At 41.2% G+C, this 11,494-nt stretch carries 9 protein-coding genes; 7 read left to right on the plus strand and 2 right to left on the minus strand.

Annotation, left to right across the window (positions count from 1 at the left end; genetic code table 11):
• The first annotated feature begins 23 nt into the window (after nucleotides 1-23).
• Complete coding sequence (gene mltG / locus EHS15_RS06710) at nucleotides 24-1,046, plus strand: endolytic transglycosylase MltG (protein ID WP_135759789.1); 1,023 nt, start codon at nucleotides 24-26, stop codon at nucleotides 1,044-1,046.
• The gene (locus tag EHS15_RS06715; RefSeq protein WP_135759790.1) at nucleotides 1,046-1,306 is read left to right on the plus strand and encodes a hypothetical protein; all 261 of its coding nucleotides are present in this window, start codon (nucleotides 1,046-1,048) and stop codon (nucleotides 1,304-1,306) included. Before mltG ends, EHS15_RS06715 begins: the two co-directional genes overlap by 1 nt.
• On the opposite strand, the gene EHS15_RS06720 is transcribed toward EHS15_RS06715, so the two are convergent.
• Nucleotides 1,283-2,170, minus strand: a complete 888-nt coding sequence (locus EHS15_RS06720) for an alpha/beta hydrolase (RefSeq protein WP_135759791.1) — start codon at nucleotides 2,168-2,170, stop codon at nucleotides 1,283-1,285. The genes EHS15_RS06715 and EHS15_RS06720 overlap by 24 nt on opposite strands.
• A 59-nt stretch (nucleotides 2,171-2,229) precedes the next feature.
• A complete protein-coding gene (locus tag EHS15_RS06725) occupies nucleotides 2,230-2,823 on the minus strand; it encodes a TetR/AcrR family transcriptional regulator (RefSeq protein ID WP_135759800.1) in 594 nt (197 codons plus the stop codon).
• 274 nt (nucleotides 2,824-3,097) lie between these two features.
• On the opposite strand from EHS15_RS06725, the gene EHS15_RS06730 reads away from it, so the two are divergent.
• From EHS15_RS06730 to EHS15_RS06750, 5 genes are all read left to right on the plus strand, one after another.
• The gene (locus EHS15_RS06730; RefSeq protein WP_135759792.1) at nucleotides 3,098-4,876 is read left to right on the plus strand and encodes a hypothetical protein; all 1,779 of its coding nucleotides are present in this window, start codon (nucleotides 3,098-3,100) and stop codon (nucleotides 4,874-4,876) included.
• A gap of 73 nt (nucleotides 4,877-4,949) precedes the next feature.
• Complete coding sequence (locus tag EHS15_RS06735; protein WP_135759793.1) at nucleotides 4,950-5,528, plus strand: hypothetical protein; 579 nt, start codon at nucleotides 4,950-4,952, stop codon at nucleotides 5,526-5,528.
• Nucleotides 5,529-5,649: 121 nt separating this feature from the next.
• The gene (locus EHS15_RS06740) at nucleotides 5,650-8,637 is read left to right on the plus strand and encodes a TonB-dependent receptor (protein WP_135759794.1); all 2,988 of its coding nucleotides are present in this window, start codon (nucleotides 5,650-5,652) and stop codon (nucleotides 8,635-8,637) included.
• A 214-nt stretch (nucleotides 8,638-8,851) separates the two neighbouring features.
• Nucleotides 8,852-10,543: a methyl-accepting chemotaxis protein gene (locus EHS15_RS06745; protein ID WP_135759795.1), complete on the plus strand. Its 1,692-nt coding sequence runs from the start codon at nucleotides 8,852-8,854 to the stop codon at nucleotides 10,541-10,543.
• Between the two features lie 135 nt (nucleotides 10,544-10,678).
• Entirely contained in the window at nucleotides 10,679-11,269 is a 591-nt protein-coding gene (locus EHS15_RS06750; protein WP_135759796.1) for a hypothetical protein, read from the plus strand.
• Nucleotides 11,270-11,494 lie beyond the last annotated feature (225 nt).

Raw genomic sequence — 11,494 nt, forward strand, 5'->3', positions numbered from 1 at the left:
AGACTGTGAGCGAAGAAGACCCTATGGCTAGTAAAAAACCACGTTTCCTTATTCTTTCTTTGATCGGAATTGCATTTTTGGTAATCACTGCAATTACTGCGGCCTTTGTCATAGACGAAATCAAAGGCGGGGCTGTGGGAGACGGCCAAAACAAATACGAACTCATCATTGATCCGGGAGAACCGTCTTCGACCGTTGTGAAAGAGTTATCTCAGGCAGGGATGATCAAGTCCTCCGTATATTTCAATTACCTGATCAAGTTTACCCGCTCCGGAAACAAAATCAAACAAGGTATATACGAAATCAACGACGGAATGAGTTCCCGAAAAATCCTGGATGTGATCATCTCCGGGAAAGTGAAATTGGTAACGTTCACGGTTCCGGAAGGATATAACAATCGTCAGATTGGAGATCTTCTTACGAATAAAAAGCTGGCAAAGTCCAGGGAAGATTTTCTAGCCGCTACTACGAATCCTGCTCTTCTTCAAAAATATAAAATTCCTGCAAAGAGCACTGAAGGTTATTTATTTCCTGAAACATATTCAGTGCCTGTGAATTTTCCTTTGGATCGAATCGCGGATATGATGATGAAACGTTTCTATAAAAAACTGGAATCGATTTCGGAAGCTAAAGGAATTTCTCCTGCGGATCTTCATGCGAAAGTGGTTCTTGCTTCCATCGTAGAAAGAGAAGCGGTTCGTAAAGAAGAAAGACCGATTATGGCAGGAGTGTTTCTTACTAGAATCGAAAAGAACATCAATTTAGAATCCTGCGCCACCATACAATACTTATTCGATAAACCTAAAAAAAGATTATTCGAAACCGATTTAAAAATCATATCACCGTATAATACTTATATCAACGGTGGATGGCCTCCCGGACCGATTTCCAATCCTGGACTTCCTGCTTTGCTTGCAGCGTTCCGCCCGGAAAAGTCGGACAAATTATTTTTCCTTTTGAAACCGGACGGTTCTCATTATTTCTCTGCTACATTCAAAGAACATTTGGACGCTAAGAAAAAATACATCGATGTCTTGTATCAATAATGAATGAAGACATCATCAATCTCAATGTGGTGATCGGAACCATTTCCAAGGACTTATTGGATGTTCAAAAGTCCTTGGAAAATTATAGGGAAAAGCAAGCCCGCAAAGAAGCGGTCGATGAGGAAGCCTTTCAGTTCGTGGAAAAAGCGGAAAAGGTTTTGGACAAAGCCGAAAAAGGCGAACTGCAGCTCACAGAAGACCAAATCCGAAGGATCAAAAGTAACCTCATCAAAATCTTAAACAAGATTCAATCGAAGTAAGTTCTTTTCTTCGATCGTTTCTTTGGCGATAAATTGAACTGCCTTTTCAATCACATCTTCTGATCTTAAAATCATCTGATGGCCTAAACCCTTTGTAGGAAAAAAACTTCCTTTCTTCCAGGCTCTGGCAACCCGTTTGCCCATGATAAAAGGAACTTCATTGTCCGATTCGTCATGAATGACCAAAAGTTCCGAATCTAAAACTTTACCGGATCTTTCCAAATCCAAAGAATCCAAACTGCGATGGATCTTTCTTTCCATTCTCATACGCATTTCTTCTTTTACGGAATCATCCAATCCTAACGATTTCGAAAATACTTCTCTCAGTAGTTCCAATCGGGAAGGAGGAGAAATATAAACCGCTTTCTCAACGGAAACACCTAATTCTTGTGCAACGGTAGCGACTGCTCCTCCGAAAGAATGACTGATGATCAGAGAAGGGGAACCTACGATTTTGACCAGATCCACAATTGTTTCTGCCGAAAGAACGATGTTACAAAATTTTCCTTCGGAACTTCCATGGCCCGGCAAATCCAAACTAACGACGGATAAACCAAGGTCCAATAGAGGCTGCACGAATCGGGAAAGATTTCCGCTGTGTCCGTTCCAACCGTGGATCAAAAGAACTTGTTTCCCTGGATTCTTCCAATGCCAGTAGGTGATGTTTTTACCGTTTCTTTGGAACTGAGACATTTCACCTAGAGAAAGAATGTCCTTTTCTTTTCGGGAAGGAAAGGTTCGGTGGGGGAGGAGAAAAATATTCGTAGCCACCTTGCCCAAGTGTTCCGGTCTTTTTTTTCCGAATTCCAATTTCTCTGAGATTGTAAATTGTTTCGAACGAACGTTCGTGCTTAAATTTTCCATAAAAATTCCCCTGTCTCCTTATGCTTACAGTTCTGATCTCTTATTTCGTTATGATTTTGTTAGGTTGTATATCTTTGCATCAATTGGTCGAATGCCGTTTTCGCTCTGGTTTTTGCTTTTTCATCTTGGAGCAATCGGTTGTAGAATTGAAAGCCGAAGATGATCCCCCAAAGTTCTTGGAGGAACTGATCCGAATTCGTCTTTGTTGATATTTCGTTTAGGCTTTTGGCTTCTTGTAGGAATTTATGAAGTGTTCTCATCCAATCCGTCTGCAATTGCACCAAAAAATCTCTAACGATTCCAGGGCGATCATCATATTCACTGTTAGTTGCCAAAAAAAGACAACCTCCTGGAAGTTCATCGGAAGCGGCCCAATCCAGCCAGTTCTGAAAAACCGCATTCAATCGTTTGGTTCCAGGCTTTGCTTTTAAAGCAGGATACAATACTCTGCGTCTGAAAATTTCACTTCCTGCCCGCAAAACTTCGATTTGTAAGGTTTCTTTGGAATGGAATCTGCCGAAGAGTCCGCTTTTGGACATTCCTAGATCTTCTGCCAAAACGCCGATAGTAATCCCTTCCAGACCGACCGTGCTGGCAAGAGCAACGGCTCTGTTTAGGATTTTGGCTTTCGTTTGGTCGGAAGAAACGCTCATAAATATAAGTACGAACGATCGTTCGCAATTTGTCAAATCCTTTTCTCGGAAAAAAAGGTATCCTGCGGAATATTTCTACTCTGTATTATGTCTCTTTCTTTCCTGAAAGAGAAGACCGGAAGACACCACCTTTTACGAAACCTTCACCTGTCTGTCATAGCCCTGTAACAGAGAAAGGACATATTTAAGACTGTCAGCGGGAAATATTTACGATTTCCCAAGTGGGAATTATACCTGCTGACGAAGAATTCGATTCGATCGAAAGAGGAAAAAGATGAAACAATTATTAAAGAAAGGGTTACTGGTGGCTATGCTCGCATTGCTTGCTGTGAACGCTGCTAATTGTAAAAAAGATAAAAAAGATGATAACGTTGGCCTATTGCTTGCTTTGTGGTATCTTAACCAATACGAAGCAACAGTTACACTAACAGGTGCTTTATTGGATACAAGCGGAATTGCAACTAGAGACGGAAAAGTAACTCTTACTTCTGCTGATCCGGACATTTTGACCGCAGGGCAAGGAGCTATTTCCGACTTCACTGCATGTCAAACAAACGCACCGATCACTACCGGTAACCAACAAGTTACAAACGGTCTTGATGGAGAATTCGTTCTTAACTTTAAGATCAATGCGACTTCCGGATCTGTAAATATAGCTGCTGTTAGTTCTACTGGAGCAAGCAATACTGTAGGAACTTGCGATAATATCGCTGCATTAAGCCCTGATACTTTCACGGACGTAATGGGAAATGGAACTCTTTCCATCAATGTAAACAATGCGAATTTGAGCGATAAAGGTCAGATCGTAGCGAATGTTTCCGGTTTTCAAGTTCTGATTAAATCTGTTACTATCGTAGTAAAAGGTACATACAACCTAGCTTCTCCTACAGTAGGAGAAAACGTTTGCGACGGAAGAAATGCAACATCTCCTGAAGTAATTTCCGGCGATATCACTTCCGCAAAAGTTGTTTCTAGTTCAGCGCTTCTAAGCGGAACGGTAACGATTAAGAACGGTGGAAGTTTGACCGTATTGCCTGGCGCTGTGGTTTTCGGAAACAGAGGATCTTCTCTTTTCATTCAAGACAACGGATCTCTTATCGCAGAAGGAACCGCAGCATCTCCTGTTTGTTTTACTTCCGCACAGAACCTTGGTTCCAGATATCCTAGTGACTGGGGTGGTATCGTTGTTATCGGTAACGGTGTAGGAACTAGAAGTGCGGTTACGGAAGGAACAACTCCTCAATCTTATCCTAGAACAACTAACTCTACAGTGAAATTGAAATATGCGATCATCGAATTCGCAGGAAACGAGGTTGCTCCTGGTGATGAGTTGAACGGTCTGTCTTCTTACACTGTAACGAATTCTTCCAACTACAGCTACGTTCAAATCCATAGAGGATTGGATGATGGTTTTGAGTGGTGGGGTGGAAACGTTCCAGGTGACCACTTAGTAGTAACAGGTGGTTTGGATGATGATTTCGATATGGATGAAGGATTCGGCGGTACTTTAACTAACATTCTTGGAGTGAAGTATCCTGCAGCTTGCGGTGGATCTCCTTCTACAGACCCACATGGTATGGAAATGGACGGATCTCACAATGCTGGTGTAGCACCAGGTGTTGGCACATACACAAACCCAACAGTTACCAACTATACTTTGATCGGTGCTGAAGTCGCTAACGGTTTCGGAGCTCGATTCAGAGAAGGTATGAGAGGAACATTCTCTAACGGATTGGTATATGGTTTCGCTTCCGGTAACTTACGTTGCGATAACAATGCCGGTGGTGGTACTGACACTAACCCTACAGTAGGCACTACACTATCTCAAAGTGGAAAAGCGAGTACGATCGGGTCTCAGTGTGTGGCTATAACACAAACCGCTTCCCTAACTGCTACTCCTGTAGTTTCTATGGGTAACATCAATTCAACCGATTGCGGATTCTCAGCAACTAAGCCTGATTTCACGACTAATTCCGGATTAGCGCAAACAGGTGCTGGTAACAGTGCTAACGGTAAATGGTGGGATTCCTGGACAGTTTACAGAGCTAGATAATTCTTAAGGTTTAAAACAAATCTAATTTAATAAAAACCCTGGCTTTTTGCCGGGGTTTTTTTATTGGTATATTATGAAAACGAATCCATTAATCATATTACTTTTGTTATTTGTAATTGGCTGCGATTCCAAACAGGATTGGCGTGCCGATTTAGAAAAAGTAAACGAACAAGAAGAACTTCGTATGGCAGATTCTAAGGCAAAAATACGAAGTTATATGAAAGATTCATATACAATCGAAACAGGCTTCTCTTCGAAAGAAGAAGCCTTACTTGCATTTTTAACTGAAGTTCAAAAAACAACAGGTTTTGAATTAAAGACAATCTTCACTTCTCTCGAAAAAGAAACGGTTCTTTTTCCGAATACCTTGGGCTTCGGAACGGCACTCGATGTAACTCCTTTGGAAGAGTATAAAAAATTGATCCAAGAAAGGGAGAATATGGGTATCGAACGTTTGAGAGAAAAGATGCAAGGAAGTAGTTTCTCTCTTACCGAAATAAAATGGGAGAAACCAAGAATTTATAACAAGATCAACGGTTATAAACCTCATTCGATTGAACTTACTATCAAAGGCAAACAGGTAAAAGTCGATCAGGTTAAAATGATTTTTGAAGTGAATGGAAAATACAAAGTGGGGGTGATTGCACCTTAAAGAATTATTACATTTCGGTTACAATAAATTAAACGAACTGTAATGTTTCTCCGCTCCTTTACATTTACTCGAAACGTATTCTCTAAATCTTTGTAACAAAATAAATACTAAGATAAGCAATATGAGAAACGTTTGCATTAAAATCTTTCTGATACTCTTCTTTCCGGTGAGTTTGTTCGCACAAGCTACCGGAAATATAAGAGGAACCATCATCGATTCCGAAAACGGGGAAGCGGTCTTTGGAGCTACCATCGTTGTTCGTTCGGAAAAAAAATTCGCTAAAACCGACTTCGATGGTAAATACGAAATTTCCCTCCCTACTGGATCTTACGAAGTAGAATACCAAATGTACGGGTATGCTCCTCAGAAAAGGACGATCAATGTAGTTGCTGGAAAAAATCAGCAAATGAACGTCACTTTCGGAGCACAAACTCTGGAAACAGTAGAGGTAAAAGACAGGGCATTAAACAATACCGAATCCGCAATGTTAGCCCTTCAGAAAAAATCGGCTACAGTCTCCGATGGTATTTCCCAAGAGGCGATTAAAAAATCTCCCGATTCTTCTGCGGGAGACGTTGTCAAACGTGTAACGGGTATTACTCTTATCGGTGGTAAATACGTGTTCGTAAGGGGATTGGGAGAAAGATATTCCAATACCTTGCTAAACGATTCCATCATCCCTTCTACGGAACCTGATAAAAGAGTCGTTCCGATGGATATCTTTCCTTCGAGTCTTATTAAAAACATCCGGGTCGTGAAAACGTTTACCCCGGAAGATATGGGTGAATTTTCCGGAGGTTTGGTGAAGATCGAAACTCAGGAGTACCCTGATCAATTCCAGATGAGCTTAGGGCTTGGTGTTGCCAGAAACATGAATACCACTGGAAAGAAATTTTTGACTTTCGACGCTGGAGACTTTTTAGGAAGACCTACGGAAAGCCAAAAGTTACCGAGTATAATTAAAAGTTTACCGGATTCAATCGCTTATGAACCGGGAAGCCGGTTCGGAGGATTGCCTCCCACTTTGGTCAACCTGACTCCTATGTTTTTTAACGGAAAGTGGACTCCTAAAGAGGAAAGCGGTTCTTATGATAGAAGCTTTAATTTCTCAGTAGGAAATACTTTCAAAACGACAGAGTCCGGACAAAGACTGGGTATTTTATTCGGTGTCACTAGAAGTGAAGAGTATCGTTTTAGAGAAGAAAAATCCAGAAGATACATTCCTGCAAACCAGATCAATAACACCGTAAAAGAAGCGACTTACTTGAATAAGTTGCAGGAACAAGATTCTGACATTTATAATAAAGAAGTGAACTTCGGTTCCAACTTGAACTTAGCTTACGAATTTACAAAAGGCCAACAGATCTATTTGAAAAACCTTTATACTGTAAGTTCCGATACGAATGTTCGCCAGTCTACCGGTGTGAACTATATAGATAACTTCCAGTTCCTTGCGGATACGAACACTTTTACTTCCAGACAGTTATTGAACAATACACTTGGAGGAGATCATGCGATCCAATTGGGAAAAATGGCAAGACCGCATAAACTCGAATGGAATTTATCCTTCTCAGAAGCGAAACGTGATGAGCCAAACCTAACACAACAAGTATGGAGAAGGCCTGATCCTCCTAGCAGCTTTTCTCAGAATTTTACTCGTTTAGGAAATAACCCGGACGGTTCCAGATTCTTCTCCGAATCTAGGGATCAAGTAAGACAGATCAATTTAAAATACGAAATTCCTTTTGAACAGTGGGACGGATTAAAATCCGCTCTTAAAGTAGGGGGACTTGCTTTAGAAAGACAGAAAGATTTCCGCTTCCGTGAATTCGGTGTGAAGTACAACAGAGGTGTCGGAAGTTCGATCGTAGACTCTTGGCCTGCTCCAGGAGAATTAAGTTTTAATCCCGCAGAATACTTGCCCACTTCTGCGAATCCTACAGGGAACCAAACTTTCTCCGAAAGAGCAACAGAACCTAATGCGTACAATGCGATGCAGAAACTTCAAGCGTCTTTCGCTCAAGTGGATCTTCCTTTGTTCCCTAAATTCCGATTCATCGGAGGGGTTAGATATGAAGATAGTTATCAAAAGGTTAAAACTTTCCAACTTAGAAACAGTTCTAGCATCACTAATTTGGACTACGGTTGTAAAATAGACAATGAAGACGTAAGAGTCGCATTGGTAAATAGCAACGTTTGTACGCAAAACAACAACGGTATCGGTGAGATCAGAACAAGAGATAAACTTCCTTCTGCAAATTTCGTTTGGGAAGTTAAAAACGATATGAACATTCGTTTGGGGTATACTCAAACGATCACTAGACCTGATTTAAGAGAACTTTCTCCTTTCGGTTTCACTCCTTTCTTCGGTGCGGATCGTATCTTTGGTAATTCCGATTTGAAAAGAACTTATATTCACAACTACGACGCTAGATGGGAATATTATATGACCGCAATGGATTATATCGGAATCGGTGCTTTCTATAAACAAATGTCCGACCCGATCGAGATGATAGGACGTCCTGTTGCAGGAAGTATCTCGGCGCAGTTCACTTATACGAATGCATCTCAAGCTTATATCAGAGGGATAGAGTTCGATTATAGAAAAGATTTTCTGGAAAGATTCCGTTTTGAAACGAACTTCTACTTCATTAAGTCTCGTGTAGATGTTCTTTCTTGGAACACTTACGCTCTGGGAAAAGCTGGTTTCTTGGATTCCAACAACAGAGCGTTTGCTTATGATCCTACAAACTTATCGCGTTCTTTGCAAGGTCAGTCCGAGTTCGTTTATAACTTGAAGTTTGATTGGTTTCTTACGAATAAGAAAAACCAATCTCTCGGAGTTTATTATAACTTCTTCGGAAATAGAATCTATGCAGTGGGTGCGAACGGAACTCCTGATGCGATCGAAAGAGGAGTCGGTTTGACAGATATCGTATATTCTTACAAACACGACGATAAGTTGGATATAAAAGCGGCAGCTAAGAACATTATGGATACTCGATTCAAAGTGTATCAAAGATCGGAACTTACCGGACAAGACGAATTGTTCCTTTCCTACAGAATCGGTGTGACCTTTTCACTGGCAGCTACATATAAATTCAATTAATCTACGAACAAAAATAGGCCTTCTTGAATACGGGAAGGCCTATCCGAGTACAAAAAACCAAATCGTTCTTTTCCAAACTTTTTCCGAAACCATTCATATCTCTTTTGGTATAGATAATTCTCGAAGCGGATTTTCCCGCTAAAAACCTTTTCGGCCGAATAATAATTTCTTGATAATCCTGAACTGATTCATTCAATCATACGGCAATATTCGTATGAAGGCAAAATTAAAGATTTTCTACTTTCTGTTCTACTTTACATTCGGGGTGATTTTACTTGCGGGGAATTGGGCTATCGTTACCGCTCTCGGATCCACAGGGGTTTTCCCGATTTTATGTGCATTTTTATTTATGTCCGTGATCGGAGGGGCTTTTGCCGTATATTCGGGAGGAGCCTTATTCAAAACGTTCGCAACGATAGAAGAGGCTTTTAAAGAGGCAAGCAAAGGAAACTTAAAAATCCGCATTCCTTATAAACCCAAAGAACTGTTAGCTGAGTTCTATGAAAATTTCCATCGAATGCTTCAAGGGCAAGGTGAATTGATTCATCATTTAAGATCGTCCGCAATTCATCTGGCGGATGATTCGGAAGAAATCAAAACCGTAATTTCCGAATTTTCCTCCAATTTACAGTCTCAATCCGCTGCCACAGAACAAGTGTCAGCTTCTATGGAAGAGATATCCGGCGCGACCACATCCATTGCAAGCATCTCCGGAGAAAATTCCGCCAGGATGAGTGATTTGTTGGAAGAGGTGGAAAAGTTATCCAAGGCGATGGATAAAACGGGAACCAACGTAGAAAACACTCTTTCTTCTTTCAAAAAGATCATCCAAAAAGCGCAAGCGGGGAAAAATTCCCTTCAGGAAATGAACTTGGCTATGGACCATTTATCCGGTTCGTCTCAAGAAATCACTAAAATGGTAAAGACCATCGCGGAGATCAGCGAACAAATCAATATGCTTGCATTGAATGCTGCAATCGAGGCGGCAAGAGCAGGTGATTCCGGAAAAGGTTTCGCTGTCGTAGCGGAAGCAGTATCCAAACTTGCGGAAAGAACAGCTAACTCCGTAAAGGGGGTCAATGAGCTGGTCAAAAAGAACCAAAACGATATGGTTTTGGGAATGGAGAGAATCGAAAAGACCAGTTTACAAATAGAAGAGATCATCGAAACCATAGGAAAGGTCTCTCATCAAATGGAAGAGGTCCACGAAGCGACTTTAGCCCAGAAAGAATTACGAGCTTCCGTTCTGCAAGAGGCGGACTTTGTCAGAAAAAGATCGGATGAGATCCGACATGCAGTGACAGAACATAATTCGGTTACCACAGAGGTAGTGACATCGATTACGTCTATCAGTGAATTGGCGATCAGCAATTCGGAAAGTAGTGAGCTTTTGACAGATCGAATTACTGCTATTTCGAATACTGCTTCTCAACTAAGCACGATGGTTCGTTTGTTCAAAACTGAGGAAGGATTGGCAGAAGGTAAAAAAACTTCCGTTTCCGAAAGGGAAGAAGCTACGCATGAATTGATTTTTAGATCTCAGATAGGATCTTTATATTATGTGAAATCCCATAACATGTTGGAAGTAGTATGGACGCCGAATTTTACGGAAGAAAGATATAAAGAAATTCTAATGAGTGCTCTCGAACTCATCAAACAAAAAAATGTTACTAGATGGATGGCGGATACTAGAAAGATGGGAGTCGTCACCGAATCCGCTCAAAATTGGGTGAATGTGAATTGGTTTCCTTTGGCGAGTAATTCCAGCTTGAGGAAAATGGCGATCGTCCTTCCCGATTCCGCTTTAGCAGCAATGTCGATCGACGATCAAACCTTAAAGACAGGAAATGTGGAATTGAAAACACTTCCCAATATGGATGCGGCGATGGCTTGGATTCTTTCCTAGCGATATTCCGATTGACAAAATCATAAAAAGGAGTTTTATTCATACACCCTCTATGTCGTCCTTAATACTAACATTAATTCTATTCTATGCGGTGAGTTTTTATGCCGTGAACTTCATCGTAACAAGGAAAAAACCGTGATTCTAGGTCATTACGCCACAGCACTTCTTCCTTACAGCCGCTTCAAAAAATATCCTTTCTGGGTTTTATTGTTATGTGCGAATATTCCAGAATTCTTATGGCTTTTTTTGGCCTTGGTCGGAGTGGAAGCTACGCAACCCGAATCTTTGCTTGATGCCAGCTTTCAGAATTTGCAAGTCCAAATGACCTTCAGCCATAATTTGATTCCTTCTTTTTTGCAGGGGATCGCAGTGGCAGGAGTGGTTTTTGCTTTCTTTAAAGACCGCTCCTTCGCATTGTGGTGCGGTTTTCTAACCATCTTACACGTAATATGTGATCTTATTGTAGGCTTCGAACATCAGATTTGGGGAGAAGACTCTCCTGTCGTTTCTTTGAATTCGTATCTAAATTTTCCCCACGCTGCCATCTTCTTCGAATTTTTTTTTAGTATCGCCTGCATCCTTTGGTTCGTCCGCACTGAAAAACAATCCGGCGCACCGATTTCAAAACAAAAGTTAGTTGGCCTGCTCGCAATTTTTTCCATCGGAGTATTGATGTGGCTTCCTGCAGCAACCATCCCTTTGAGAAAAATCCTTTCCTTGTTTTGATGGGCGCCTCGCATATTTTCGAGAATATATGTTTTTTCGATTATAGCGATCCGGCTCTCCCTCGACGAGGACGCTCGGTCGATCCGTGGCGCTGGGGTGGTTTTTGAGAGTATACTATCCCCGCCCTACTCAATGGGTGGGGTTATCCTGGAGTTCCTACCAAAAAACGGACATTAAAAAGCTCCTTTTTAGGAGACAAAAATGTCGAAGAAAATCAAATATTAT

The organism is Leptospira idonii, assembly GCF_004770995.1.
In the GTDB taxonomy this organism is placed as follows: Bacteria; Spirochaetota; Leptospiria; order Leptospirales; family Leptospiraceae; genus Leptospira_A; species Leptospira_A idonii.

Bases quoted from the DNA above. Each gene is read 5' to 3' on its own strand.
- mltG (WP_135759789.1), top strand. From the start codon at position 24: ATGGCTAGTAAAAAACCACGTTTCCTTATTCTTTCTTTGATCGGAATT.
- EHS15_RS06715 (WP_135759790.1), top strand. From the start codon at position 1,046: ATGAATGAAGACATCATCAATCTCAATGTGGTGATCGGAACCATTTCC.
- EHS15_RS06720 (WP_135759791.1), bottom strand. From the start codon at position 2,170: ATGGAAAATTTAAGCACGAACGTTCGTTCGAAACAATTTACAATCTCA.
- EHS15_RS06725 (WP_135759800.1), bottom strand. From the start codon at position 2,823: ATGAGCGTTTCTTCCGACCAAACGAAAGCCAAAATCCTAAACAGAGCC.
- EHS15_RS06730 (WP_135759792.1), top strand. From the start codon at position 3,098: ATGAAACAATTATTAAAGAAAGGGTTACTGGTGGCTATGCTCGCATTG.
- EHS15_RS06735 (WP_135759793.1), top strand. From the start codon at position 4,950: ATGAAAACGAATCCATTAATCATATTACTTTTGTTATTTGTAATTGGC.
- EHS15_RS06740 (WP_135759794.1), top strand. From the start codon at position 5,650: ATGAGAAACGTTTGCATTAAAATCTTTCTGATACTCTTCTTTCCGGTG.
- EHS15_RS06745 (WP_135759795.1), top strand. From the start codon at position 8,852: ATGAAGGCAAAATTAAAGATTTTCTACTTTCTGTTCTACTTTACATTC.